We start from the raw sequence: 24,992 nt of genomic DNA on the forward strand, positions 1-24,992 counted from the left end.
ATTCGTGCCTCTGACTCGCTCGGTCATCAAGCTGGCTGGTAACGCAAGTTTCACCTGGCGGGCTGCTGATTACACTCATCCTCGACATAGAGAGCACATGTAAGTGCCGAGGTGACATGCAATGACCGCAGCCTTGCCCTATTCCGTCAACACCCTTGCACCGGGACAAATCTGATGCCTATGGCCGAGATTCCATTGCGCGTCTGGCGTACCCGGGGGCAGAGTTTTTCATTCCGGGGCCAGAGCATCCGCTACTGGACCGCAGGGCAAGGAGAGCCCCTGCTTCTGTTGCATGGATTTCCCACCGCGAGCTGGGACTGGCACTACCTGTGGGCACCGCTGGCCCAACGCTTCCGGGTGATCGCCTGCGACATGCTCGGCTTCGGCGACTCCGCCAAGCCGCTCAACCACCGCTACAGCCTGATGGAGCAAGCGGACCTGCAGCAGGCGCTGCTGACGCATCTGCAGGTTGGGCAGCCGGTGCACCTGTTGGCGCATGACTACGGTGGCAGCGTGGCTCAGGAGTTGTTGTCGCGGCACCACGAGCAGCGTGCGGAGGTTGCCAGTTGCGTGTTTCTCAACAGCGGCCTGTTCCCGGAAAGCTGCCAGGTGCTGCTGGTCCAGAAACTGCTGCTCAGCCGCCTCGGCTGGCTGGTGGGGCGATCGTTTGGGCGCGATGACCTGGTACGCAACGTCACGCAGATCTACGGCCCGTGCACCCATCCCAGCGAAAGTGCACTGGATGACTGCTGGAGCCTGATCGCCGCCAATTCCGGTACACGTATCCTGCACAAGCTGGTGGGCTACCTGCCGGAGCGCAGGGTGCATCGCGAGCGCTGGGTAGGTGCATTGCAGCGTGAAGGGGTGGCACTGCGTTTCATCAACGGCGTGGTCGACCCGGTTTCTGGTGCGCGCATGGTCGAGCGTTACCAACAGCTGGTACCAAACCCTGACATCGTTCAGTTGCAGGGCATCGGCCATTACCCTCACACCGAAGCGCCCGTGCAGGTACTGCGCCACTACCTGGCCTTTCGCGAACAGCTGCTGAGCTACCTGCCGCGGAGCGTCGCCTGGTCCTGAGCCAGCGATCATCGTCTGCCGTTATCGCCTGGCATTCAGCCAGGGTGAGCTTGATTGCCCGCCTGCAAGGGCTGGCGGACACTCGATGCATTCAACCTGACTTGGAGCCATGCCCATGAGCGAGCCGGTAAGCCTGCAAGACCGTGTAGTGATTGTGACCGGAGCCGGTGGCGGCCTGGGCCGTGCCCATGCCCTGCTGTTTGCCGCACGTGGTGCCAAGGTCGTGGTCAACGACCTTGGCGGCTCGACCCACGGTGAGGGTGCCAATGCTTGCGCTGCCGACCAAGTCGTGACGGAAATCCGCGCTGCCGGGGGCACCGCGGTGGCCAACCATGATTCGGTGGGCGACGGTGCGCGCATCGTCGAACAGGCGCTGGACAGTTTCGGCAGAGTCGATGTGCTGGTAAACAACGCCGGCATCTTGCGCGACAGAGCCTTCCACAAGATGGAGGACAGTGATTGGGAGCTGGTCTACAAGGTCCATGTCGAAGGTGCCTACAAAGTCACCCGGGCTGCCTGGCCACACCTGCGCGAGCAGAACTGGGGGCGGGTGATCTTCACCGCATCGACCTCGGGTATATACGGTAACTTCGGCCAGGCCAACTACGGCATGGCCAAGCTGGGGCTGTACGGCCTGACCCGGACCCTGGCCATCGAAGGGCGCAAGCATGGTGTGCTGGTCAACGCCATTGCGCCAACCGGCGGCACGCGCATGACCGAGGGGCTGATACCACCGCAGGTATTCGAGCGGCTCAGGCCGGAATTGATCAGCCCGTTGGTGGTGTACCTGGGCAGCGATCAGTGCCAGGACAGCGGCGAACTGTTCGAGGTGGGCGGTGGCTGGGTGGGCAAGGTGCGCTGGGAGCGTAGCCTAGGTGTCGGCTTCGACCCAGACCAAGGGTTCACCCCGGAGCAGGTCGCGCAAAGCTGGGCGCAGATTGGTGATTTTGCAGGAGCAGTGCACCCGCGGGACACCCTTCAGGCACTGCAGCAGATGATGGCCAACCTGCAGAAATAAAAAAGGCCGCTGCAAGCGCAGCGGCCAATCGAGACGTTAGATCAAGGAGCTTCAAAATCAACGTCGGTGAACCTCGCGGGCCTGAAAGGCGGGGGGTAGAGCCCTTCATGCCGGCCAGTGAGGTAAGAATAAGCGCTTGATCCGGTAGGAAAAATAGCCGCTTATGACATTCACCTTTACGTTTCGGGCAACAGTGCCGGCTGGCCACTTCAAGGCGCTGGCGAGTAGCCCATGCGCCAGCTGGTATCGCGCGACGCGGCCAGCAGGCGCTGTGCTGCCGGGCCGTGTTCATCGGCGTGGAAGATCGAGGTCGGGCCGACCACGGTCATCACCGCCGCGATCTGCCCCATGGCGTTGAACACGGGTGCAGACAACGCATCCACGCCCGGCATCAACAGGCCGTGCACATGGTGCAGGCCTTGTTTGCGGATCCCTGCCAGCAAGCCTTCGTACGCGCTGGCGCTCTGCTTCAACACGGCCAACTCGCGGTCGCGCAGCTCCACGGTCTCTCGTTCGGGCAGATGAGCGGCAAACACCAGGCCAGTGGAGGAACTGAGCAGCGGCAGCACCGAGCCGATCTGAGTCACCACCGTGACCGCCCGCACGGCGGGCTCGATGCTCACCACGGTGGCGCCCTGGTTGCCCCATACCGCGATGAAGCAACTCTCGTTGAGGTCATCGCGCAGTTGCGACAGCGGCAGCGCCGCCACCTTCAGCACGTCGATGCTGCCCAGTGCCGCCAGCCCCACGCGCAACGCCTCGCGCCCCAGCCCGTAGTGGTTGGTGGCGGCATCCTGTTCGGCAAAACCGCTGGCGATCAACGCCTGCAGGTAGCGGTGCACCTTGCTCGCCGGCATCTGCACGTGTTCGGCCAGGCGCGACAGCGAGGTGGACGGCGATAGCTCGGCGAGGGCCTTGAGGATGTCGGTGCCGACCTCCGCCGAACGGACTTTCTGCTTGCCGTTGTCGGCGGGGGAGCTGGCTTTGGGCATGGATTTCGTGGTTCCGGATTGTTCGAGTCGGGCCTTTATAGCTTGACGCCTTGCCCTGAGCAAATTACGTTATTCGTAATCTGATTACGATAAAAACAATGCAGACCCGCTGCCACTCCAGCAGCCAGCTGCCCGCAACGGCTCTGCAAGAGCCCGGAGGCATCGATGAAGCACGACACGTCCCCCGACCTTCAGTACCTGAGCGGCTTTGGCAACGAATTCGCCAGTGAAGCATTACCCGGCGCGTTGCCGGTCGGGCAGAACTCGCCACAGAAAGCCCCCTATGGCCTGTATGCCGAGCTGCTGTCGGGCACGGCGTTCACCATGGCGCGCAGCGAACTGCGTCGCACCTGGCTGTACCGCATTCGTCCGTCGGCCCTGCACCCGCGCTTCGAGCGCTTGCAGCGTCAGCCACTGAGCGGCCCTCTGGGCGCAATCACGCCCAACCGTCTGCGTTGGAGCCCGCAGCCAATCCCCAATGAGCCAACCGATTTCATCGAAGGTTGGTTGCCGATGGTGGCCAACTCGGCCGCTGAAAAGCCAGCCGGGACAAGCATCTACATCTACCGCGCCAACCGTTCCATGGAGCGGGTGTTCTTTAACGCGGACGGTGAGCTGCTGCTGGTGCCGGAGCAGGGTCGCCTGCGCATCGCCAGTGAACTGGGCGTGATGGACGTCGAGCCACTGGAAATCGCCGTGATCCCGCGTGGCATGAAGTTCCGCGTCGAGCTGCTCGATGGCCAGGCCCGCGGCTACATCGCCGAAAACCACGGCGCGCCGCTGCGCCTGCCTGACCTGGGGCCGATCGGCAGCAATGGCCTGGCCAACCCGCGTGACTTCCTCACCCCGGTGGCACGCTACGAAGAAGTCGAGGGCCCGGTGCAGCTGGTGCAGAAGTTCCTCGGTGAACACTGGGCCTGCGAGCTGCAGCACTCACCGCTGGACGTGGTCGCCTGGCACGGCAGCAACGTGCCCTACAAGTACGACCTGCGTCGCTTCAACACGATCGGCACAGTCAGCTTCGACCACCCGGACCCATCGATCTTTACCGTGCTGACTTCGCCGACCAGCGTACACGGCATGGCCAACATGGATTTCGTGATCTTCCCGCCGCGCTGGATGGTGGCCGAGAACACCTTCCGTCCGCCGTGGTTCCACCGCAACCTGATGAACGAGTTCATGGGCCTGATCAGCGGGGCCTACGACGCCAAGGCCGAAGGCTTCCTGCCGGGCGGTGCCTCGCTGCACGGCGTGATGAGCGCCCACGGGCCGGACGCCGAAACCTGCGAGAAGGCCATCGCCGCCGAGCTGGCACCGCACAAGATCGACAACACCATGGCTTTCATGTTCGAGACCAGCCAGGTGCTGCGCCCGAGCCTGCAGGCACTCGAAAGCCCGCAGTTGCAGGCCGACTACGATAGTTGCTGGGCCACCTTGCCGAGCACCTTCAACCCGAACCGGAGATAATCCATGAACCAGACCGCCATTGCCCGTAGCTGGGTCGAGCACGCCAACGGGCACCGCGACTTCCCACTGCAGAACCTGCCGCTGGGCATCTTCAGCCGCCCGGGCGAAGCGCAGCGCTGCGGTGTCGCCATTGGCGATGCCATCCTTGACCTGGAAGCCGTGCTGGCCGCCGGCCTTTTCGCTGGCCAGGCCAAGGTTGCGGTGGAGGCCGCCGGTGGCGGTGCGCTGAACGCCTTTTTCGCACTGGGCCGTGCTGCCCGGGTGGCGCTGCGTGAGCGTCTGCTGGTGCTGTTGGGCGAACACAGCGAACATCAGGCCGCACTCGAGGCTGCGCTGTATCCGGCCAGCGAGTGCCAGCTGCACCTGCCGGCCAAGGTCGGCGACTACACCGACTTCTACGTCGGCATTCAGCACGCCACCAACGTTGGCAAGCTGTTCCGCCCCGACAACCCACTGCTGCCCAACTACAAATACGTGCCGATCGGCTACCACGGCCGCGCTTCGACCTTGCGCCCATCCGGTACCGAGGTCCGTCGCCCGAAAGGCCAGACCCTGCCGGCCGGCCACACCGAGCCGAGTTTTGGCCCCTGCGCACGCCTGGACTACGAGCTGGAGCTGGGCATCTGGATCGGCCAGGGCAACGACATGGGCGAGGCCATCCCGATTGCCGAGGCTGACCAGCATCTGGCCGGTCTGTGCTTGCTCAACGACTGGTCGGCACGGGATATCCAGGCCTGGGAATACCAGCCACTGGGCCCGTTCCTGTCGAAGAGCTTCATCACTTCCATTTCGCCCTGGGTAGTCACCGCCGAAGCGCTGGAGCCCTTCCGCTGCGCCCAACCGGCACGGCCGGATGGCGACCCACAGCCGCTGCCTTATCTGCTCGATCCGCGTGATCAGGCAAACGGCGCTTTCGACATCGAACTGGAAGTGTTGCTGCTCACCGAGCGCATGCGCGAACAGGGCTTGCCGGCTCACCGCCTGGCATTGAGCAACACCTTGAACATGTACTGGACCGTGGCCCAGCTGATCGCCCACCACAGCGTCAACGGCTGCCAGCTGCAGCCCGGCGACCTGTTTGGTTCCGGCACCCTGTCCGGTGCCACGCCAGACGCGTACGGCAGCTTGCTGGAAACCACCGTGGGTGGCAAACAACCGGTGGAACTGGCCAGTGGTGAGGTGCGCAAGTTCCTGGAGGACGGCGACGAGATCATCCTGCGCGCCCGCTGCCAGCGTGATGGCATGGCCAGCATCGGCTTCGGCGAATGCCGCGGCAAGATCATCGCAGCCAACTGAGGGAAGCGGCCATGGAGCTGTATACCTATTACCGTTCCACGTCTTCCTACCGGGTGCGCATCGCCCTGGCGCTGAAGGGCCTGGACTACCAGGCCGTGCCGGTCAACCTGCTCAAGGGCGACCAGCGCGGTAGCGCCTATGTCGCGGTGAATCCGCAAGGCCGGGTGCCGGCCTTGCGCACCGATGACGGTGAAATGCTGGTGCAGTCGCCAGCGATCATCGAGTACCTGGAAGAGGTTCAGCCACAGCCGGCACTGTTGCCGGCGGGGGCGGCAATGCGCGCCAAGGTGCGTGGCGTGGCAGCGATCATCGGTTGCGATGTGCATCCGCTGCACAATGTCAGCGTGCTCAACCAGCTGCGCCAGCTGGGCCATGACGAGGTGCAGGTCAATCAGTGGATCGCGCAGTGGATCGGTCAAGGGCTGGCCGCCGTGGAGCAATTGATTGGCGATCACGGTTATTGCTTTGGCGATGAGCCGGGGCTGGCGGATGTCTACCTGATTCCGCAGCTGTATGCGGCCGAGCGCTTCAACATCGACCTTGGCGGTTATCCGCGGATAGCCCGGGTCGCTGAGCTGGCCAAACAGCATCCGGCGTTCGCCAAGGCACATCCGTCCTGCCAGGTGGACACGCCGGCTCAGTGAATCGAACGGTTGACCGTCGGTAGCTTGCCGATGCGTTCGGACAGCTTCAGGCGCTGGACCGGGTCGTCGGTCAACAGCAAGGCATGCTCCAGGTCGAAACGTTCGGCCTGGGGGCAGTCCAGGTGTTGATACAGCGTCGCGCGGGTCATGTAGTCGCTGACCTGCACCGGGCCCAGTTGCATGACCCGTTCGGCGTCGATCAGCGCGGCCAGGTGGTTGTCGTTGCTGATGTGCAACTGGCGCAGGTTGCGCGAAAGGCGCTGCAGCATCTGCGTGGCGCTGGCACTGCGCAGGTGTTCGGCGGTCAGCGGCAGATGCGGGCCGAACTGGCGCGCCAGCAGCTCGCGGCAATCATTGGGGTACAGGCGCCGGCCACCACAGGGGTCGAGCAGGTGATCGGCACCCGGCACGCGCAGCAGGAAGTGCCCCGGGAATGCCACACCCTCCAGTGGTATGGACAAGCGCGAGGCCAGTTCCAGGGTAATGATCGCCAGTGCCAGGGGCTGGCCACGTCGGCGCTGCAGTACCTTGTCCAGCAGTGCCGCTTGCGGGCGAAGCGGGTGGTATTCGTCCTGTTGGAAACCGAGAGCATTGAGCTGGCGCAGCAACGGTTGAGCCAGCTCGGACAACGGCAGCATCGGCAGGCTGGCACTGATCTGGCCTTGCAGGTTGTGCAGTGCGCCAAGGCAGGCCGCGGGCTCGACCAGTCGATCATGCTCGGCGGCGATCCACAGCGCAGCTTCCAGCAGGGCGACTGGCTCGCGTTCCAGGCAGGCCAGGCAGGCTTGACGTGGCTTCATGGGGGCTCTCCACACACGCTTGAGTATTAGCTGGGGCGCGTGGATTCGTCCAGTGGTCCGCCCACCGTGCCGGTGTCTGGCGCGTGCCTATACTGGTAGGAGCACCTCGTTGGGGAGCCCGTCGATGTTCGCGCTGATGCAAAGCACCCGTACCCAGTCGCTGCACTTGTTCATTGACCCGCCCACCGGCCTCAAGGCCGTGGTGGCGATTCACAGCGAGAAACTGGGCCCCGCGGTGGGCGGTTGTCGCTACCTGCCCTATGCCGATGACGAGAGCGCCATGACCGACGCCATTCGCCTGGCCCAGGGCATGAGCTACAAGGCGGCGCTGGCGGGGTTGCCGTTGGGGGGCGGTAAGGCGGTGATCATGCGCAACCCTCATGTGGAAAACCGTGCGGCACTGTTCGAGGCATTCGGCCGCTTCATCGATACCCTGCAAGGGCGCTTCATCATTGCCGTGGACAGCGGTACTTCGACCCTGGACATGGACTGCATCGCCCAGAGCACACCGCATGTCACCAGTACCACGGCGTCCGGCGACCCATCGCCGCATGCCGCCATGGGCGTGTTCGCTGGCATCCGCGCCACCTCGCAGGCTCGGCTGGGCAGCAGCAACCTTGAAGGGCTGCGCGTGGCCGTGCAGGGGCTGGGCAATGTCGGCTATGCCCTGGCCGAGCAGTTGCATGCGGCGGGCGCGGAGTTGCTGGTCAGCGACCTGGACCCAGGGCGGGTACGCCTTGCTGTGGAACAGTTCGGCGCTCACCCGGTAACCAATGACGCCCTGATCAGCACCCCTTGCGACATCTTCGCGCCCTGTGGCGTAGGGCCTGTGCTCAATGGCCAGACGGTGATGCAGCTGCGATGCGCGGCGGTGGCAGGGGCGGCGAACAATCAGCTGACCACCCTGCAGGTGGCTGACCAGCTGGAGACGCGCGGCATCCTGTATGCCCCCGACTATGTGATCAATGCCGGTGGCCTGATCTACGTGGCGCTAAAGCATCGGGGCGGCGACCTGGGCACCATCACCGCGCACCTGGCGCGGATACCGACGCGGCTGACCGAGGTGTTCGGCCATGCCCAGGCGGAGAAGCGCTCGCCGGCCAGGGTGGCGCAGATGCTGGCCGAACGCTTGCTTTACGGTTGAGGCCGGGCGCTGATTGCTTCAATCATGCATCAGCCACGGCCTCAGGTCCTTGAGGTTGGCTACCACGATCTGTTGCGCTTCAGGGCTTGTCGCCACGTTGCGCGGGTCGATCTGATAACGCTGCAGTACATACTTCACCAGAGCCCTGCGGCTCGGTACTACCAGCTGACCCTGGGTCATGCCGAAGTCGGCTTCGATGATCGCCTTCTGTGCTTCGTTCAAACGCCCGTCAGGCTCGAAGATCACTGGAATCTCGGCATTCCAGTCCTCGTCCTGTTCCTGGGTGTTGGGCGACTCATCCAGCAGGTCCGGCTGCCCACGCAAACGGCTGAGCACAAAGTCGCGGTACTGGCCGTTCTTTTCGCAGTACGCCCGCACATGCCAGCGCATGCCGGTGTAGACCAGTGTGTGCGGCGCTATGAGGCGCACTTCCACGTTCGGCGTATTGAGTGAAACGTACTCGGTTTCCAGGCGCAGGCCTTCACGACAGGCCTTGAGCAGGGGCCGCAGCACCTCCGGCCGAATAGGCCGATCCGGCACTTCCAGTACCTTGGTGTGAGCGTAAGCCAGGGCCAGGCCGTCAATGTGCGGGGCGCGTTCACCGTTCTGATACAGCAGGTGAAGGTAAGCGCTTGCACTGTCTTCGATGAACTTGGGCTTGAACTGTTTGCTGGGTACATAACCCTTGAGCTGTTTGTCATACGCCAGGTTTTTCGGCGCGTGCTCGGTGATGTAGGTATTGATGTCCTTGGACGCCTGCTGCCGGCTGATGCCGAAACTCTGCATCAGATGGCCGGTGGTCAGGCGGCCTTCCCACCAAGCGACGGTCTCGATCAGCTTGTAGCGCAGTGCCAGATCCCAGCGTACCTGCTCGACAGTTTGCTTGCGTTTCATGACCTCTCCTGAGACGGAATGCCTGGGTGGCATTTTGATTTTTGATTATGTGTAAAGTTTAGGGTCATGTCTATCTCATGGTCTTGTCATGATCTTGACTTTTCGAATTTTTCCGGCGGTGCAAGGCATTTGGCCATCAAACGCCTTGCTGCTGGGAAAATGTCATTTCATGGTGATATCAAAAAAGCTACTTAAGGTGCAGTAGCCCTGGCTGATAACCGCTTTATTGAAGCCTTCCAATATGCATGAGTAGTTTACCTGTATAAGTCTACATTCTAGATCTGTCGCTAAACTCTACATATATTTTCCTCGTCTTCAGGGCACATCGGCTCACTCAAGGAAAAGGAAAATGGGTATGTGGGAAGTGATTGCGACAGGTGCAGTTGTAGTGATGGGCATCATTCTGCTGGTGCTGCTGTATCAGAGCTTGAGGCTGCACGAGCTGTGGAAGATGGGGCTTGCCTGCCAGAAGAACGCGCATTGGGCGCAGATCTGGGAGGCAGAGAACCGCGAGTTGCGCTCGGCGCTGCGCGCAGAGCAGGCGCAGATTGAGCAACTGCAGAGGAAGCTGGTGATCTTGCAGGAATTGATCCCGGTGCAAGGTGAAGTCCGGACATGAACAGACTTCAACAGATCAAGGGTTACCTGTCGGGCGGTGCCGTTGGTGGCTCCAGCGCCCTCTTGAGAAGCACGTCAGCCTGTCGCGCGATGTCACCCCAGAGCCTCAGCGGCGTTCACGAGTTACCCAAGATCACAGGGCCACGCAGGCAGCCCCGTGTCATGGGGAAAAGCGAAATTGCCCGTTTATTCAAGAACCATGGGGCTGATCGTGAATTTGTCTATTTCCTCGATGCTCTTGGCGGGTGCCAGTTCGATTGCATTGGGAGCGGTCGCCCGGGCGAAGAGCCGTGAGCCGAAGGCGGCCGCCGGGAAATCCAAACGATACATTTTCAGCTCAGGGTCCCCTTCCGCAATGCCCAGGTGAGAACGTGGGCTGTTGCTGGCATAAAGGTTGAACACCCCCTGCTGCAATGCACCTAGCTCCTGCCATTCGCCGTAGGTCGCGCTGGGCGAGACTATCGCAGCGAAGCTTCCTCGGCGCAGGCGCCCTACAAACCAGGCGAAGGGAGCCTGACCTTCGTGGCGCTCCTGAACATGATCGAGCAGCAAGGTATTTTTCCCCGGCACCAGACGGAGCAGGCCAAGCGCCACGCCAGTCTTGGTAGTGGGGGCGTGGGGATTCTCAGTATCCATCTGCAGGGGCTGGTGCACCACGATGTCCGGCGGGTTGCCGCCAAAAGCTTGCTCCAACAGCTCTGCCCAGTGCTGATTGTCGGTGTCGAACAAGCGCCGAACATGGCGCGAGCGGCTGCCATTACCTGCTAGAAGCACATGGATGGTAGCGCCAGCGGGAAATGCGTCCTTGATTCGCGCAAGTTCCGCCAGGAATGCCTCCACACCCAGGCGCACTCGCGAGGCAAGCAGGTCATCAAGTGCTTCTACCGCCATACCGAGTTCGCATGTTTTCTTGTTGCCGTCAGCGTTGATCAAGTCGAGTTTGAGCTGCGAGACCAGTGCGCAGCTATCGCTCTCGAGGAGCGGACGCAGCTTGGCGGCAAGCATGACGGTGTTGGTTTGTGCGGCTTGAGTTGCAGCGAGGAAAGCTTCGCTACCGGCGAAGGGCTGAGCATCCATCGGTTTGGTGAACTGGATACGCTCATTGCGCAATACATCCAGATTGTCGCGCAAACATTGGTAAACCAGATGTTCCAGTAAATTTTCGCCGCCCAGGAAGTTGTCACCGCTGCTTGCCAGGTGCTCGAACACCTGCTCGTAGCCTTCATACTCTTCTTGCTCGGTAGCCCAACGCAGCAGGCCATAGTCGAAGTCGCTGGTACCGCCGCCAAAATCGAACACGGCATAGGGCACGCCCTCTTCGTTCGGCAGGATTCCCAGGTGCGGCATGGCAGCGGCAGCGTATGCTGCCGGCTCGCTGGCCAGATCATTGACTTCGAATTCGTTGAGCACCTGTGGGTGATGTTCGATGAGCGTGCCTGGCAGGCTGCGCTGCAGCCCACGGCGGAAACTGGCAAGAATGCGTTCCTTGACGTGACGCGGATACTTGACCGGGAAGGACATGTAGTACTTGAGGAAGATACCTCGCCCACGCCAGTTGATCGTCATGCCGAGGTACCAGGCATAGAGTTCGATCGGGTCGAAGGGGTAATCCGCCGATACGCTCAGTGACTGCCCCCGTACCGGGTTGTGCTCAGCGTGTGGGGCCAGTTCCAGTTCATGCCCCTGACGGTCGGTCATACGCATGCGGCGATGTTCGTTCGAGCGTAGCGCCCATTGCTTCAAGCGAGGCAGGATACTGGCCAGGATCCCGGTTTCACCGGGGTTGTCGCGAAAGCTGGCCTGCGCCTCGTGGGCGGCGCGCATCCACTTCCAGTCCAGAGAAGGGCGGTAGGCGCGTTCTGTCCAGGCTTGCTCAAAAGAACTGTAGTCCAGGCATTCAAGTACCGTAGGGTTCTCGAAGTGCTGAGGTTGCACGCTCTGGTAGAAATCACGCACGCCGATGCGCAGGAGCTCACGCCCGCCACTGCTGGTGTCCATGGCCACCACTGTGCTGCTGGTGCCGAAATCTATGGCGACGGCGCGTCGCTGCACGTCCTGGCCGGGGTCTCGAGCGACTTGAGCAAATCGATTGAGCGATTCAGCCGATTCTCCCCACAGTTCCCATATGCCTTTGTCAGGGTCGGTAAGTTGTGTGCTGTCGAGTTTCGGCAGTCGGCAGGGGGTGTGGTCGATGTCTGTCAGCTGAAAATCCACCCAGTGATTGCGTGGGTTGAAAATCAGCTTGTCATAACCCAGGGCGTGCAGCTTCTGGTTTTCCAGAACCAGGTTGGCCAACAGCCTCTCGGCTGGCATGGCTTGCCAGCCTCGATCGGGCCCAAAGGTCTGACCGGACGGTGCCACGAGTTTCCACCCGTGGCTGGCCAGGCTGGCCATCACCTTCGAGAGAGGTGCGTCTGCCCATAGAGTGTGGCAGGCAAAAATGTACCCTAAAGAGTTTGAACCCGTATTCCAGCAACCATTGTCCGTGTCGCAATAGCCTTCTTGTGTCAGCCATTGGTACGTCGTTTCGGTATTCACCGTGTTCATACGGTAGGCCTGCCCCGCACGATGCGGATTTTCTTTGGCAGTGGCAAAGGCCTTCAATTCATCCTTGCCTGGAAGCCGCCAGCCATCGAGGCCAGCCCAACGGCCTTTTTTTAGTACCTGTTGGCCCTCTTCAAAAGGGTAGGATTTGTCGCTGGTCGCATGACTCCACAGCATCTGCTTACTGCTCTGCAGAGTCGCAAGGTTCTGTTCACCGTCAAAGTTCTGCAGATAAACGAACGGGTTTTGATCAAGGAAGGCGCGCAGTGTCGCTTCGCAGGGATACCGTAGCCCGGTTTGCGCATCGAGGATGGCTTGCGCCTTCTCTACCTCATGCTCACGCTGTGGCAGCAGGTACCAGAAGCGACTCTTGGTGAGGCAATCAAGGAAGTCGGCCAGGTTGTCGGCATGGCGCTCTTCGATATTGAACGTGCTGGTGGATCGTTGTTGTGTCGTCATTGGAGTCGGCTTCAATGGGTAATGACCAAGGCCTTGCGGATCGCTCTGCCGCTGCCATCGGCAATACCGGGCAGGTACAGGGCGTCGAGCGATTCGCCACTGCAGGTATGGCGGCTTCGCAGATGCCGTTCAAAGTCGAAGCTGGCACCAGGGCTGGCTAAGATCAGGCTCCACGGGCGGGTGCGCCAGTTGTGGTTGTACCAGCCGAGTGCGTAGGTGAGCAGTGCATGTTCAGCTTCATTGGCACCTCGACGTTGCGCTTCACACCGCTGTTTGAGAAGTTCCCACAACCGCTGCAGGCTTTCAGGCTGCGCCAGGACGGCTACTGCTTGTGCCAACGCGTCGAAGTTGTCGGCGGGCAGCGAGGTCAATCCCATCTGTTCGGCCAGATCCGCATCGTTTCGAAGCAAAGCCAGCGCTGCCGGAGGCTGAGTGGATCGTGCCAGCTCTGCCTGGCTGCTCTGCATGGCCGTTTGCAGCGTTTGCAATTGACGCTTGAGGGAATCATTTTCCAGCATCAGAGCCTGGGTGGCTGTGGTGCATTCGGCCAGGCTCTTGTGCAGCCCCGCGCACTCATCGAGTGTTCGTTGCCGTTCGGCCTGTGCGTGCGCCAATCTTTCTTCGCTTTCCGCTTGCTCGGCTTTGATGGTTTGCTCATGCCCGGTAGCGACTTTGCGAATCAGTGACTGAAACGGCGTGAAATGTTCGAGCAGGAGCTTGAGGTCGGCGAGGCTCAGTTGTTCGCTGCCGGCCGAAGGCAATGCATCCCAGCGCTCTGCAAGCGTTTTCAGGCGTTGCTGATCGTCACTGGCCAATGCGCCATTTTGCAGGTCGTTTGCCATGTGTCAGATCCCTTCAAGTTCGTTGATCAGCGTGCGCATTTCCGGGCGAGCCATTAGCCGTTGCCGCTGTGGAAGATTGGCGACGAAACCAACGATTCGCGCCTGCAGGTAATGTGGTAGGTCCCGGAAGCGCTTTTGCAGAACACGCAGTGTTTCCTCACCGGGCTCTGGATAAGGGTTGGGAACTGGCAACGGTTCGAGCCGCCCGCACAGCAGCGCCAGGTCGATGGGGCCCAGGACCGTGAATACCCGTGGGTAGAGTGCCGGCAGGAAGCTCACCAGGTGTTCGGCATCCACCTGCTGCAATGCCTGGTTCTGGGCTCGCAGTTGCTCGTTTTCCCGTTGCAGGTATGCACGCTCGCTGGCCAGGCGCTCCGCCTGGTCCTGATGGCTACGCTCCAATGCATCCTGGCGTAGCTTGATCTGTTCGCTATCACCGCTTCCAAGCAACCAAGGCAGCACTGCATGGCGCAGTTGCTCCGAGCATGTTGCAAGTTCTTCCTTGGGCAACCCGAAGCGCTCAGCCAGCCATTCCCAAGCCAGTACTTGCCATGCCGGAAGCGCGTCACTGCGTTCCGAGGCAGACATCTGCGCCGATAGCAGGCGCCCGCCAGCGTCCGCCAGCAGGTGGACGAAAGCAGCCGGTTGACCGTCGTCCTGCATGCGCTCGAGAACATCGATCTCTGCGCCGACAAGTGCTCGCGGGTTGTTGACTGGCAGCTGCATCTGCCCTTGAACCGGTATCGGAGAGGCTGACCTGGCTGTGGATACCTGCCATGCAGCTAAACGTCCGCCCACCAGCACCAGAACCAGATGCGGGGCCGCAGGCAATGCCTCAGCATGTTGCGCTTGATTCATCGGCGTTCCTCACCCTGGCCGCGGTTCTCGAGTTGCTTGGCAAGTTCCGCCCATTTGTCTTGTGCGCTGTCGAGAGCGCCGTAAAGCGAACCCCGTTCACCTTCGCTCAAGGTCGTGCCGTTTGGGGTTGTTTCCAGCTTCTTCTCGAAGCTGCGGGCATCGCCACCGGAGAGCCGATTTTCAAGGTAGGCAAGCACGTTCCCGCTCAAGCGCCCGCCGACGATTAGGCTCTGCATCCGCTCAGGGGTGAAGTAGGTTGGGTTGCTGATCGGAAGCAGCCATATGTCGTTGAGGCTGCCACGTTCAAGATTGAACTTGTTTTCCAGGCCGACGGTGCCGATGCTCAGGCCGGCTACCAGCTTTACTGCGTCGCTGCGCTTTTCGCTGACTTCAGGGTCCAGCTCAAAGTTGCGCAATGCATCCAGGTAATCTTCAAAGTCCTCGAACTTGTCCAGGGTGATGTCCTGTTCCGCAGCTTGCATGGCACGTTCACCGAGATCTGCTACTTCGTCCTGCGGCTTGATGATGCCCAATGCCTGGAGCAAGCCGTTGGCGATCTTGCTGACAACTGCCGCAATTGGCTTTATCGCATCGAAAACATTGGCGACGACTGGGGCAATGGTCGTGGCAAAGGATGATACTGCGCTACCGATCTTGCTGATCGTGCTGATACCGCTGGCGATTGCACTGCCGATGTTGCTGACTACGCTGAAAATTGCACCAAATACCATGATGGCGTTCTCTCGTTGGGATATCAGAAAGTCTTGAAACGGGATAAGTGTTTGCAGTGCGTGAACAAGTCCCTGGCATCAGGCAATTGCATCTTTTGCTTGAGCATTGCCAGGTCGGTGCTCTCTCCTAAAAGTCGCAGCAGGACATCGCTTGCTAGTGCAATCGTGTCCCGCTCGGTGTGGTCGAGCAGAGACGGCACTTCTTTTTCGTTGGCATGCACACTTGGGTTCGCATCGAGCATCAATGCCATCCAGGCGGCAGCTAGCAGCGAGTTTGGCCAGGTGAACGTTTGCTGCTCACGCCACTGCACATAACCGGCTTGGCCGCTGACGGCGGCCGCTTGCCAGCGACCGAGCCATTCATTGAGGCGCAAGAACGCGCCGTCAGCACGCTGTGGCCGGGAACCAGGGGCTACCAGTTGAAGGAGCTGGTTGTGGGCCTGGCGAGTTTCGCGCACGAAGCAGGCAAAACGGTGGCTGTCGGCCTGATCCTCGCTCAGCCACCCCAGCTGACAGAAGCGGGGGTAGTAGCGTGCCCGTTCACGCCACAGCTGGTGCTCGCTCCGTTGCTGAAGGTCGAGCACTTGCCGGTTGTCCGTCTGTGCACGGTCATTGCGTATGGCTGCATGTGCCGGACCGTGCCAGCCGCCACAAAAGACAATGGCTTCACCGGTACTCAGATTGGGCAGGAAGGTGCGTTGCTCCTCATCCATCATCATGGCTTCAGCCATTGACCGGCGATCATCTTCGGCGAACAGTCGATGGACGATCTTGCAATGGGTATTCTTGATGACATCGGGGATCAGCTTGGCCGGAATCTGATCGGCGATGATCAGCCCGGTACCGTACTTGCGCACTTCGGCAAGCATCCCGGCGAAAGACTCCACGGCCATGGCGGCCGCCTTGTCACCGTGCTCTGGACGTGAAAGCAAGCGATGGGCTTCTTCGATGAGAGTCAGCTGTCGGAACCCTGGGTCCTGCTCATGCCTCGATCGCATGGTTTCGTTGATGGCACCGAGTAGCAGGGCCATGAGCAGTGCCTTCTCCTCGCCGCCTTGCAACTCCTCAAGTTCCACTACGGCCTTGCGTTGAAGAAGGGCATGGAAGTCGATCGACTGCGGGACGTCCAGCACCCGGCCCAGGGTACCGTCAGTGAGGCTGCGCAAGCGTGAAACCAGCGAGCCTCGGTATTTTTCTTCAAGCTCCCTGCCCAGCCCATAAAGCGGTATCAGCCGGTCTAGCTGGTTGATCATGTCGCTCAGTGTCGGCCAGGCTCGGCTGGCTGGATCGAATGGGTCGTCTCCGGGCAGGAACTCATTCTCATCGACATCCCAGCCTTTATCTTCATAGGCAGCCAGGATGGCCGCCTCGACCATCATGGGCATGGAGGCTTCCATCGGGAAAACCGCAGTGAAGGTGTTTTTCAGGAAGCCTGCGTGACTCTTGATCCGTTGATTCTTGCGAACCAGGGCGAAAGGGTTCAGGCGCAAGCTCTGGTAGTCATCGCCATTCGGACGGTAGTAATCGACATGGCTACCCAAATGTTCTGCCAGCTCCCGGTACTCGGTCTTGGCAGGTTCGATGACCAGAAATGGCAAGCCCGACTCCAGCAACAGGTTCAGGCAGGTCGTGGTTTTACCCGCCCCGGTAACTCCGGTGACGAACACGTGCTTGTTCAGGTCGTTGCGTGACAGACGCACACGATTGTTCGGGTAGCGACGCCCTCGATCAATCACCGTGCCAAGGTCCAGTGCGGCGGTCTGCTCCACGTCAGGCAGGTCAACTGCGAAGTTGACGGTCTTGCGCCGCCGAATGCCTTGCAGTTCCTGTTGTGGCAAGTTGGCGATGATTGCCAGTTCATCTGCCGTCAGCAAGCTGCCGAGGCGGCCATGGCTACCGCCCTGCAGACTATGGAACAGCAACGCTTCCGGGGGGTGCGGGCTGGCCATTACCGGCAAGCGCAGAAACTGGCCATGCGCCTGACGGGGAAGGTCATAAACCTCCAGTGGACTCATCGTGATTTCAGAGCCTTGGTAAGTAGCGCGCAGGGTATTCTTGAGGCGTTGGTAAGTGGTGTTGTCCTCGGCCGCAAAATACAGCGCACTGTGGTAAAGCCCTTTGGTCAGGCCCTTGTGCAGGCGATTGATCAGCTGCTTGTCCAGATAGTCGACCAGGTGCTGAGCTCGCTTGTTGGCTATTTCCTGAGTAATGCCCAGGTTGCTTCCCTCGGTATTCGACAGGCTGTGATTGCTGGAATTGGAGGTAGTAAAGGAGCTGCCACTACCGGTGGTGGTGCTGGTGCTCGTGCCAACATTCTTGCCTAACGACTCGCTAGAGTTACTGCCATTGGAGCTGGACTGCCGATTGCTGCTGGACGATGTTCCTCGGCTCCAGCTTTCCGATGCTCCTTCATTTTTGCTTCGGCTTTCCGAGCGATTGTCGTTCACCCCTTTGGCGTCGCTGGTACCCGAGGACACGCTCTTTTGCTGGCTGGTATTGCCGCTGGCCTGAATGCTGGTACGCACAAGGGCCGCCAGCCTGGAAGACAGCGCATAGGCGGCATCCAGGTGGTGGCGAATTTGTTGGCGTGTCAGAGGTTGGCTGGTGACTGCCAGTTGCCAGTGGCCGTCGTTCTGGTTATCGCTGCGGCTGCCGGATTGCAGCGCTCGCACCAGACGGTCCAGGCCCTGGAAGTTCTGTTCGTCGCTGCTTTCATCGTGAGGCTGGCCGGTTGGAGCGCCCAGCATGACGCCCTGAAAGGCGGCATTGTTGAACTGTTCTACAAGTGCATTGCTGCTTGCTTGCACGACCTTTTCGCCGAAGTTGATACCCGGCAGTTGCCCTTCGAGGGCGCCGCGCAGGTTCTTCATTGCTTCATGGAGGTCAGCATCCGCGCAGTCGCTTGTAACGCCGAAATACAAGGCGATACCAGATGGACTGCCGTCGAGTAGATAAAGCAGCCGAACTGGTTGGGTTGGGTCTAGCGATGCGTACACGTTTGCCAGAGCCTGGCGATAAGCTTGGTGACCTTCGACATTAATTTCATCAAGGCGGATCAGGCGAACACGGGGCTGCGACGCGACCGTAGGGGAAAAACTCAAGGCGGGAGGCTGAATCAGCGCCTGCAGCCAGTCATCCTGTTGAGGCAGCAGCTGAGAAAGGATTTCGGTGGCCAATAGGACATTCCTTCAAGAGCACTTCTGGCGGCTTGAGGGAGTTGGACCGGAACACAGTGGCATGGCAACGTCCTTGTCAAGCGGTGAGTTCTGCTCATTTTGCAGGCTATTCGTCGTGGCTGCTAGCCTTTTGCCATGCGCTTGTGAGGTACAGAACAAGCATCTGCCTGAAAAGTTTACCCATTACGGGTGCCAATGTTTACCAAGGCACGAATATCTGTGCTCTCAGTGTTTGAATCAGCTCTGATTGTTTACCTGTAAAAGGAAACAAGGCGGGACGGTGCTTGTACTTCGCTCAAAAGCCTATGTCAGAAAAATCTTTGCAATAGAAGCCCTCATCGTAACGCTTCATGCCATACGGTGAGCCGTTGGTCTTCTTCACGCATTTACCTGCAGCACCCAGTTTGACGTACATGTCATTGGTGACCGGATGTTTTGTGCGCGGCCCAGTCCAATGACAACAACTTGCGCACATGTGCTTGGTGGTCAATGCACTGATTTTCCGGTGCTTCAGGGTAAAAGTACCGAGGTCCGGCTTTCGCTCCTCCCGCCTGTAATTTTGTGCAGGGCGAACTTGTGGTTCATCGTCGTCTTCCAGTTCGCGTCTTCCCGCGCTACCGGTGCGTTGCACTGGCGTATTCATAAGCGCGTGCACCGACTTCCAGGCAATGAAAACCACGCCGAGAAGCAGCAGTAGCCAAGCGAGAGCCTGCTTTGTTAAAGCCTGAAGCCGGTTTGGCCACGACTCGGCCTCTTCCTTGGCCAGGCGCTGGCGCTCTGCTTCATGGGCTGTTGCCTGCTGAGCTGCGATTTGATTCCAGAGCTGTTCGCTCACTGCATCGAACGCCTGCGGCTGGAATAGAGCACTGCTGCCATCGTTGTTACGTACGGTTATTTCCCTACGGCAACTGACTACTCGGTTATCGAAGGTCGCTCGGCCAGTATTCAGTCTATCCAGTTGAGACACACTGTTTTCCATGCACCGGGCGAACTGCGCCAACTCTGCATTGTGCAGCGACGCCAAGGTAAGTCCATTGGCGGTTACATAGGGTGTCTTGCTGGCCGGGTACCAGCTGAAAGGAGCTTCATCAAGCTCGGCAAAGCGTGAGTTCAGATCATTCGAAACTTGCTCGAATGAATGAGCCGTCAACGGGTTGGCTGCCTGGAACAGCAGGCCGAGTTGCTTGGACAGCAGCTGAACTCGAAGGCTCTTGTCGAAGTCGATCCACCGCTTGCGTGAAGATTGATAGAGCGCGTTCTGGGCACCCGTAAAGGTAACTGCAACATAGTCGCCTTCACGCAAGGCGCGGACTGCCGGGTTCAATGACCGGCAGTTGGCGATGGTTCCGGCTTGCCAGCGGTTGGCAGCGTAAGTGTCCTGGATACAACGAATATAGCCGTCGACATCGGCAGGGGCCTGTTCGATGGGCGGCGGAGCCGCGTATACGACATCTGCAAGGGCCAGTAAGCCAGTACTGAACAGAAGCAGGAACGCATTCATCCGTGATGAGCTCATTGGTGAAAAGCGATCAGTGTATCTAAACGCCTTTGCTCATGCTCGCCGCTCTCTTTCAGACAGCACGGCAATCGTTTCGTCGTTTCTTACTCACTCGTCATGTTTTTCTGACGAATCCAGTTCAGCCAATGCCGCCGCATTGTTCTTGAACGCCGCGGCAAACACGGCCCGGTTCTTGGCCATGAAGATGCTTGCCTCTTCGGCAATGTTTTCATCCAGCCCTGGTACATTTTTCACCAGAACCTGAGTAAGCACCTCTGCCAGTTCCAGCATCTGGTCATGGGCGTCTGCGAGTTTGCGGTCCAAGAACGTGGTCTCCAAATCGCGCGTGCTGCGGTAAAGAATCTCAACAGCCATACGAGGCCTCTCGGTCAGTGGTAGCAGGGCAGCGGTCGTGTGCCTTCTGCTTTGCGGTTCAGTTGCTATCCAGGCAGTCAGGCAGAAGCCGTCACTGAATACTGTATCGATGTACAGTAATGGCAAGACGGTCATTTCGCAACCAGAAATTGTAGCCGTGCTGAAATCGCGTGCCGACCGTGCCTTGCGGCAATCGGTCGCCTTCCAAGGCAGGGGCCTGGCCCTTTAACTGCATGGCACAAGCGTCACAGGGGTGACGCATCATCCTTCATGTCGTATCGGGGAATCGCACATCGTGGACATCAAATGGGCAGAAAAACTGCGCAAGGGCCTGCACGGCTCGGCCGACTCGCTGGGCAACCTGTGTGTGGAAGCGTTCCACTATCTGGCGCTGTTCGGCATTGGCGCAATAACCGCCTATGCGGCGGTGGTGACCTTCCTGGACATGCTCGGCAAGGGCGGGGTCAGCGTCGATGACATCCTGCTGCTGTTCATCTACCTGGAGCTTGGGGCGATGGTCGGTATCTACTTCAAGACCAACCACATGCCGATCCGCTTCCTTCTGTATGTGGCAATCACCGCGCTGACGCGCCTGCTGATCGGTGATGTGTCGCACCACAAGGCGCCGGATGAAGGGCTGCTGTACGTGTGCGGGGGCATTCTGCTGCTGGCGTTCTCGATCCTGGTGGTGCGCTACGCCTCGTATCGCTACCCCTCGACCAAGGCGCTGGATGCCAACGGCAAGGAATTGAAGGAAATGGAGGAGGGCAAGTAGGGGCTAGATATCTGTTGCCAGTGCCTGGCTCTGGCGCGGTTGAATCATCGCAGGCGTCGGCAGGGGAGTCGTGACACGGGGTCGCGAACCAGAGGCGCCAAGCGGGGGATTCACATGAAGCTGAACATCGAAGCGGTCCATGCTCACCTGAAGCAAGCATTCAGGCTTGACCCCGATGCGGTGCATGTCACCGAAGTGGGGGATGTCATCAACCTGGACGTGATCAGAAGCCGCACCCTGGTCGAAGAGTCATTGCACTGGCTCAAGCGGGGCGAAGAGCCGACCTATGATCCGGGCCTGTTCGGCCTGTTTCACCAGCCCGGCACTTTTGACAGCGCACACCGAGTCGGCAGCTGGCGCCTGCAGGACCTGGAGAAGCAGATCGGCAAGCTGTTGCAACTTGTGTGACGGTTAATTGGCCACGCCAGCGGCCGTGAACCAACGGGCATCCTGACGCGGATCACGCGTCAGGGCGGCCAAAACCTGCAACGGGTTCTGCCCCAACTCGATGGCCAGGCCAAGACGGATGCTGTCGATGACCCGCTGCAGGCGCACCGGGTCGTTGCGCTGGGCCTGGCTGATCAGGCGTTTGGCAACCACGCCGGCGTCGTCGGAAAGGGTCAGCATGATGCTGCCGTCCAGCCGTTCGATACTCAGGTTGACCCGGTATTCGGGAGCGAAAGCGGCACTGATCTGTTCGAATGGGTTGTTCATGGTCGGGGTCTGCAATGAAAGGCTGCAGAAGTTGACCGGCTGACCCGCAGGTTGGTTCAGACCCATTGATCGGCGCAAACGAAAACGCCCGGCACAGGCCGGGCGTTGTTGTTCAGGGTGCGGATCAGGCTTCCGGATCACTCAGTTCCAGTGCACCGCGCTTGCTGCGCAGCTTGCCGTAGAAGTGCTCCAGCGCATTGTTCAGCTTGCTGGCGGCACCGTCGACCGCCTGGTCCAGCGAGGTGGCGGTGTGGGTCACGGAAATCGGCTGATGGCCTTTCGGGCGAGCCTCCAACTGGCAGCGTTTGTCATGCGGGCCGGGCTTGGCGCCGTTCTCGTCGCGCAGATGCACCTCGATGCGGGTGAGGTCGTCATCAAAGCGTTCGAGGGTGGCTTCCAGCGTACTGCGGACCCACTCGTTGAGACGGATGTTGCCTTCGATATGGTTGCTGCTGTTGACCTGGATTTGCATGATTCCAATCCTTATTCAGCTTGCTCGCATGGAGGCGTGCCTAGGCCATTGAGGGCCTTGGTATTTCTGCGCCTCTTGACTCTAAGGTCAGGCAACGGCGAAGCGATTACAACCCCTTTTTGAAAATAAATTTCCTGTTGCAAATTCGCCAGCGGGGGGCTGCTTTGCAGCCCATCGCCGGCAAGCGCGGCTCCCATACCTCCGGGCTGTTGCCTCAGAATTCCACCGAGGTCTGCACATACAAGGTGCGCGGCTCACCCACGTACTTGCCCTTGTTGTTGTCGTCGAACGAGCGCGTGTAGTACTCGCGGTTGAACAGGTTCTTCACCCCCACGGCGAGCTTCAGGTTGGACAGCTGCGGGCCGAAGTCGTAGCCGGCGCGGGTGCTGACCAGCATGTAACCCGGGATGCGCCCGGTGCTGCCATCGGCGCTTTCTGCATGGGTGTTGGCGTTGTCGGCGTACTGGCTGCTCTGGAAGCTGCCATCCAGGTTCAACTGCCAGGGCCCTTCGGTGTAACCCACGCCCAGGTTGCCTTTGTGTCGCGACGAGAACGGCACCTGATTGCCCTTGTTCGGGCCATCTTCGCGGATGGTCGCGTCAACGAAGGCATAGCTGGCATGCACGTCGAAACCGGCCAGTGCCGGGCTCAGGCCATCCAGTGCATAGCGTACGCTGGTCTCGACGCCTTGGTGGCGGGTCTCGCCACGGGCGATCACCGAATCGTTGGTCTGGTTGCTCTCGTACTGGTTATCGAAATTGATCAGGAAAACACCGATTTCGGCCTGCAGGTCGCCGCTGTCATAGCGGGTACCGAGCTCCCAGGTGCGTGCTTTTTCCGGTTTCACTTCGCCGCTGCTGACGCGGTTGGGCATCTGGCTGTACTGCACGCTGCCGAACGAGCCTTCGGTGTTGGCATACAGGTTCCACTGGTCGGTCAGGTGGTACATCACGTTCAGCGCTGGCAGGGCGGTGTTGTAGCTGCCTTGGTAGCGTACACCGTTGATCTTGTTGCTCTGCTCGGAGTCGATCATCTCGTAGCGGATGCCCGGGGTAATGGTCCAGCGGCCGATGTCGATGCGGTCGTCCAGGTAGATTGCATGCGCCTCGGTGCTGCCACGGGTGTCGCGGTCGTTGCGGCTGGCGGTGGTCGGCAGGCGGTCGGCGCTGGTCGGTTCGCGGTAGCGCAGTTCGTGCCCGGCTTCGTTGACGTAGCGGTAGCCGATGCCCAGTTCGTGCCAGCTTTCACCCAGGGCGACACCTTGCGAAAAACGGGTCTCGATGCCACGTACCCAGTATTCGCGTGGCGACAGTGAAACGAAGCTGCCCTGGTCCAGGTAGCCGCTGCGCAGGGTCTTGGTGAAGAAGCTGTTGACGCTGAACTGTCGGTCGTCCTGCTTGTAGTCGTAGCCAACGTTGAACAGCGTGCGACGGCCCCAGAACTTGTCCTTCAGGCGAGTCGACTGATACGGGTCGTCGTCGAAATCGGCCGTGCTCAGGCCGCCAGGCATCTGCGCTTCACCCTCGTAGTACTGGGCCATGGCATGCAGGCTGTTGGCTTCGTCCAGTTGCAGCTTGCCCTTGAGGATCAGGTCGTCGATCTGCGTATCGCTGTGCTCGCGCCAGTCACCCCCGCGAACACCGGAGTACAGCAGGGCACCGCCCAGGCCGTTTTGATTGGTGCCACCGACCAGCAGGTTGGCGCTGTTCTTGAAGCCATCATGGCTTGACGAGGGGCTGATCTGGTTCTGCATGGCGGCCTTGAAGGTCGCCTCCTCGGGGATGGCACGGGTGACGAAGTTGACGATGCCGCCGACGTTTTGCGGGCCGTAGCGCACGGCGCCGCCGCCGCGTACCACGTCTACTGCATCCATGTTGCCCATGCTGATGGGCGCCAGTGACAGTTGTGGCTGGCCATACGGCGCGAACGGTACCGGGATGCCGTCCATCAGCACGGTCGAGCGCGATGCCAGGCGCGGGTTGAGGCCGCGAATGCCGAAGTTCAGTGCCAGGTCGTGGCTGCCGGTGCCGTTGTTGTCCGGGGCGTTTACACCGGGGATGCGGTTGAGCACTTCTCGCGCGGTGCTGGCGCCGCTGCGTTCGAACTCCTCGCGGCGCACCACGTCACGCGCGCCGGGGTGCTCGAAGACGTTGTCCTGCTGCGCCTCGCCCAGCCAGTCGCCAACCACGGTCGAGGCGCCGAGCTCCACGGCAGCGCCCGGGGCTGCTGCGGCAATCGGCTGCAGGCTGAAGGCGTTGCCGGTCTCCTGGCGAGCTTGCAGGCCACTGCCACGCAACAGCGCATCGAGGCCTTGGGCGACTTCGTACTGGCCATCCAGCCCTTGGCTGGCGAGGCCCTGGGTGAGCTGCGAGCCGAACGAGATCAACGCGCCGCTCTCGCGGCCGAACTGGTTCAGGGCCTCTTCCAGCGAGCCGGCGGCGATGTGGTAGGTACGCGCTTCGGCGGCGAACAGGGAAGGGCTGGTGAAGCCGAGGCTGGTGACGAGCAGCAGGGCGTGAGCGAGCGGGTGGGGGCGCAGGGGCATCGACATGGGTCCTGTGAGAAGGGGTTCTGCCTTCTCTGTCACGCGAGTGT

The 24,992-nt window shown here is 60.5% G+C and carries 22 protein-coding genes; 9 read left to right on the forward strand and 13 right to left on the reverse strand.

The genetic code is table 11. The features are described from left to right. Window positions 1-174: 174 nt before the first annotated feature. Together BUQ73_RS02625 and BUQ73_RS02630 are read left to right on the forward strand one after the other, a co-directional pair. On the forward strand, window positions 175-1,080 hold the full coding sequence (locus BUQ73_RS02625; protein ID WP_079226553.1) for an alpha/beta fold hydrolase: 906 nt from the start codon (window positions 175-177) through the stop codon (window positions 1,078-1,080). A 115-nt stretch (window positions 1,081-1,195) separates the two neighbouring features. After that, window positions 1,196-2,098, forward strand: coding sequence for an SDR family oxidoreductase (locus tag BUQ73_RS02630; protein ID WP_079226554.1), 903 nt, complete (start codon window positions 1,196-1,198; stop codon window positions 2,096-2,098). Between the two features lie 209 nt (window positions 2,099-2,307). On the opposite strand, the gene BUQ73_RS02635 is transcribed toward BUQ73_RS02630, so the two are convergent. Then, window positions 2,308-3,090 carry an IclR family transcriptional regulator gene (locus tag BUQ73_RS02635; RefSeq protein ID WP_079226555.1) on the reverse strand — a complete coding sequence of 261 codons (783 nt, stop codon included), beginning with the start codon at window positions 3,088-3,090 and terminating at the stop codon, window positions 2,308-2,310. A 165-nt stretch (window positions 3,091-3,255) separates the two neighbouring features. Between BUQ73_RS02635 and hmgA the strand changes: the two genes are divergently transcribed. Genes hmgA through maiA form a run of 3 tightly spaced genes read left to right on the forward strand, consistent with a single transcriptional unit; the run spans window position 3,256 to window position 6,497 of the window. Then, a complete protein-coding gene (gene hmgA, locus BUQ73_RS02640; RefSeq protein WP_079226556.1) occupies window positions 3,256-4,557 on the forward strand; it encodes a homogentisate 1,2-dioxygenase in 1,302 nt (433 codons plus the stop codon). Between the two features lie 3 nt (window positions 4,558-4,560). Beyond that, a complete protein-coding gene (gene fahA / locus BUQ73_RS02645) occupies window positions 4,561-5,853 on the forward strand; it encodes a fumarylacetoacetase (protein ID WP_079226557.1) in 1,293 nt (430 codons plus the stop codon). 11 nt (window positions 5,854-5,864) lie between these two features. Beyond that, complete coding sequence (gene maiA, locus BUQ73_RS02650) at window positions 5,865-6,497, forward strand: maleylacetoacetate isomerase (RefSeq protein WP_079226558.1); 633 nt, start codon at window positions 5,865-5,867, stop codon at window positions 6,495-6,497. Here the strand turns inward: maiA and BUQ73_RS02655 are convergent. Beyond that, window positions 6,491-7,297 (reverse strand): SirB1 family protein, encoded by an 807-nt coding sequence (locus BUQ73_RS02655; protein ID WP_079226559.1) that lies wholly within the window; start codon window positions 7,295-7,297, stop codon window positions 6,491-6,493. The two genes, maiA and BUQ73_RS02655, sit on opposite strands and share 7 nt — an antisense overlap. 124 nt (window positions 7,298-7,421) lie before the next feature. Here BUQ73_RS02655 and BUQ73_RS02660 point away from each other — a divergent pair, with 124 nt between their 5' ends. Further along, on the forward strand, window positions 7,422-8,441 hold the full coding sequence (locus tag BUQ73_RS02660) for a Leu/Phe/Val dehydrogenase (protein WP_079226560.1): 1,020 nt from the start codon (window positions 7,422-7,424) through the stop codon (window positions 8,439-8,441). Between the two features lie 18 nt (window positions 8,442-8,459). Here the strand turns inward: BUQ73_RS02660 and BUQ73_RS02665 are convergent, their stop codons facing one another. Further along, window positions 8,460-9,335, reverse strand: a complete 876-nt coding sequence (locus tag BUQ73_RS02665) for a WYL domain-containing protein (protein ID WP_027918443.1) — start codon at window positions 9,333-9,335, stop codon at window positions 8,460-8,462. Between the two features lie 349 nt (window positions 9,336-9,684). Here BUQ73_RS02665 and BUQ73_RS02670 point away from each other — a divergent pair, with 349 nt between their 5' ends. Continuing rightward, window positions 9,685-9,954, forward strand: a complete 270-nt coding sequence (locus BUQ73_RS02670) for a hypothetical protein (protein WP_079226561.1) — start codon at window positions 9,685-9,687, stop codon at window positions 9,952-9,954. A gap of 185 nt (window positions 9,955-10,139) precedes the next feature. On the opposite strand, the gene BUQ73_RS02675 is transcribed toward BUQ73_RS02670, so the two are convergent. The 7 genes from BUQ73_RS02675 to BUQ73_RS02705 all read right to left on the reverse strand — a co-directional run bounded on the left by BUQ73_RS02675 (window position 10,140) and on the right by BUQ73_RS02705 (window position 20,436). Further along, complete coding sequence (locus BUQ73_RS02675; RefSeq protein ID WP_079226562.1) at window positions 10,140-12,956, reverse strand: hypothetical protein; 2,817 nt, start codon at window positions 12,954-12,956, stop codon at window positions 10,140-10,142. Window positions 12,957-12,967: 11 nt separating this feature from the next. After that, entirely contained in the window at window positions 12,968-13,798 is an 831-nt protein-coding gene (locus tag BUQ73_RS02680) for a hypothetical protein (protein WP_079226563.1), read from the reverse strand. A gap of 3 nt (window positions 13,799-13,801) precedes the next feature. Beyond that, entirely contained in the window at window positions 13,802-14,524 is a 723-nt protein-coding gene (locus tag BUQ73_RS02685; RefSeq protein WP_079226564.1) for a hypothetical protein, read from the reverse strand. Window positions 14,525-14,652: 128 nt separating this feature from the next. After that, on the reverse strand, window positions 14,653-15,387 hold the full coding sequence (locus tag BUQ73_RS02690) for a hypothetical protein (RefSeq protein WP_079226565.1): 735 nt from the start codon (window positions 15,385-15,387) through the stop codon (window positions 14,653-14,655). Between the two features lie 23 nt (window positions 15,388-15,410). Then, entirely contained in the window at window positions 15,411-18,563 is a 3,153-nt protein-coding gene (locus tag BUQ73_RS02695) for an ATP-binding protein (RefSeq protein ID WP_152031500.1), read from the reverse strand. A 295-nt stretch (window positions 18,564-18,858) separates the two neighbouring features. Then, entirely contained in the window at window positions 18,859-20,064 is a 1,206-nt protein-coding gene (locus BUQ73_RS02700) for a hypothetical protein (RefSeq protein ID WP_079226567.1), read from the reverse strand. A 105-nt stretch (window positions 20,065-20,169) separates the two neighbouring features. Further along, window positions 20,170-20,436 (reverse strand): YebG family protein, encoded by a 267-nt coding sequence (locus tag BUQ73_RS02705; RefSeq protein WP_079226568.1) that lies wholly within the window; start codon window positions 20,434-20,436, stop codon window positions 20,170-20,172. A gap of 295 nt (window positions 20,437-20,731) precedes the next feature. Between BUQ73_RS02705 and BUQ73_RS02710 the strand changes: the two genes are divergently transcribed. Both BUQ73_RS02710 and BUQ73_RS02715 read left to right on the forward strand, forming a co-directional pair. Further along, the gene (locus BUQ73_RS02710) at window positions 20,732-21,211 is read left to right on the forward strand and encodes a phosphate-starvation-inducible protein PsiE (protein WP_027918446.1); all 480 of its coding nucleotides are present in this window, start codon (window positions 20,732-20,734) and stop codon (window positions 21,209-21,211) included. A gap of 114 nt (window positions 21,212-21,325) precedes the next feature. After that, on the forward strand, window positions 21,326-21,619 hold the full coding sequence (locus BUQ73_RS02715; RefSeq protein WP_079226569.1) for a hypothetical protein: 294 nt from the start codon (window positions 21,326-21,328) through the stop codon (window positions 21,617-21,619). A 3-nt stretch (window positions 21,620-21,622) separates the two neighbouring features. On the opposite strand, the gene BUQ73_RS02720 is transcribed toward BUQ73_RS02715, so the two are convergent. From BUQ73_RS02720 to fecA, 3 genes are all read right to left on the reverse strand, one after another. Then, a complete protein-coding gene (locus BUQ73_RS02720; RefSeq protein ID WP_079230470.1) occupies window positions 21,623-21,925 on the reverse strand; it encodes a DUF3509 domain-containing protein in 303 nt (100 codons plus the stop codon). A gap of 124 nt (window positions 21,926-22,049) precedes the next feature. Further along, a complete protein-coding gene (locus BUQ73_RS02725) occupies window positions 22,050-22,397 on the reverse strand; it encodes an HPF/RaiA family ribosome-associated protein (RefSeq protein WP_027918449.1) in 348 nt (115 codons plus the stop codon). A 214-nt stretch (window positions 22,398-22,611) separates the two neighbouring features. Continuing rightward, window positions 22,612-24,942 carry a TonB-dependent Fe(3+) dicitrate receptor FecA gene (gene fecA, locus BUQ73_RS02730; RefSeq protein WP_079226570.1) on the reverse strand — a complete coding sequence of 777 codons (2,331 nt, stop codon included), beginning with the start codon at window positions 24,940-24,942 and terminating at the stop codon, window positions 22,612-22,614. Between the last annotated feature and the right edge of the window lie 50 nt (window positions 24,943-24,992).

This window comes from Pseudomonas putida (assembly GCF_002025705.1).
Taxonomy (GTDB): domain Bacteria; phylum Pseudomonadota; class Gammaproteobacteria; order Pseudomonadales; family Pseudomonadaceae; genus Aquipseudomonas; species Aquipseudomonas putida_J.

Excerpts from the sequence above, each read along its gene's own strand:
- BUQ73_RS02625 (WP_079226553.1), top strand. The coding sequence starts at position 175 with ATGCCTATGGCCGAGATTCCATTGCGCGTCTGGCGTACCCGGGGGCAG.
- BUQ73_RS02630 (WP_079226554.1), top strand. The coding sequence starts at position 1,196 with ATGAGCGAGCCGGTAAGCCTGCAAGACCGTGTAGTGATTGTGACCGGA.
- BUQ73_RS02635 (WP_079226555.1), bottom strand. The coding sequence starts at position 3,090 with ATGCCCAAAGCCAGCTCCCCCGCCGACAACGGCAAGCAGAAAGTCCGT.
- hmgA (WP_079226556.1), top strand. The coding sequence starts at position 3,256 with ATGAAGCACGACACGTCCCCCGACCTTCAGTACCTGAGCGGCTTTGGC.
- fahA (WP_079226557.1), top strand. The coding sequence starts at position 4,561 with ATGAACCAGACCGCCATTGCCCGTAGCTGGGTCGAGCACGCCAACGGG.
- maiA (WP_079226558.1), top strand. The coding sequence starts at position 5,865 with ATGGAGCTGTATACCTATTACCGTTCCACGTCTTCCTACCGGGTGCGC.
- BUQ73_RS02655 (WP_079226559.1), bottom strand. The coding sequence starts at position 7,297 with ATGAAGCCACGTCAAGCCTGCCTGGCCTGCCTGGAACGCGAGCCAGTC.
- BUQ73_RS02660 (WP_079226560.1), top strand. The coding sequence starts at position 7,422 with ATGTTCGCGCTGATGCAAAGCACCCGTACCCAGTCGCTGCACTTGTTC.
- BUQ73_RS02665 (WP_027918443.1), bottom strand. The coding sequence starts at position 9,335 with ATGAAACGCAAGCAAACTGTCGAGCAGGTACGCTGGGATCTGGCACTG.
- BUQ73_RS02670 (WP_079226561.1), top strand. The coding sequence starts at position 9,685 with ATGGGTATGTGGGAAGTGATTGCGACAGGTGCAGTTGTAGTGATGGGC.
- BUQ73_RS02675 (WP_079226562.1), bottom strand. The coding sequence starts at position 12,956 with ATGACGACACAACAACGATCCACCAGCACGTTCAATATCGAAGAGCGC.
- BUQ73_RS02680 (WP_079226563.1), bottom strand. The coding sequence starts at position 13,798 with ATGGCAAACGACCTGCAAAATGGCGCATTGGCCAGTGACGATCAGCAA.
- BUQ73_RS02685 (WP_079226564.1), bottom strand. The coding sequence starts at position 14,524 with ATGCAGCTGCCAGTCAACAACCCGCGAGCACTTGTCGGCGCAGAGATC.
- BUQ73_RS02690 (WP_079226565.1), bottom strand. The coding sequence starts at position 15,387 with ATGGTATTTGGTGCAATTTTCAGCGTAGTCAGCAACATCGGCAGTGCA.
- BUQ73_RS02700 (WP_079226567.1), bottom strand. The coding sequence starts at position 20,064 with ATGAATGCGTTCCTGCTTCTGTTCAGTACTGGCTTACTGGCCCTTGCA.
- BUQ73_RS02705 (WP_079226568.1), bottom strand. The coding sequence starts at position 20,436 with ATGGCTGTTGAGATTCTTTACCGCAGCACGCGCGATTTGGAGACCACG.
- BUQ73_RS02715 (WP_079226569.1), top strand. The coding sequence starts at position 21,326 with ATGAAGCTGAACATCGAAGCGGTCCATGCTCACCTGAAGCAAGCATTC.
- BUQ73_RS02720 (WP_079230470.1), bottom strand. The coding sequence starts at position 21,925 with ATGAACAACCCATTCGAACAGATCAGTGCCGCTTTCGCTCCCGAATAC.
- BUQ73_RS02725 (WP_027918449.1), bottom strand. The coding sequence starts at position 22,397 with ATGCAAATCCAGGTCAACAGCAGCAACCATATCGAAGGCAACATCCGT.
- fecA (WP_079226570.1), bottom strand. The coding sequence starts at position 24,942 with ATGCCCCTGCGCCCCCACCCGCTCGCTCACGCCCTGCTGCTCGTCACC.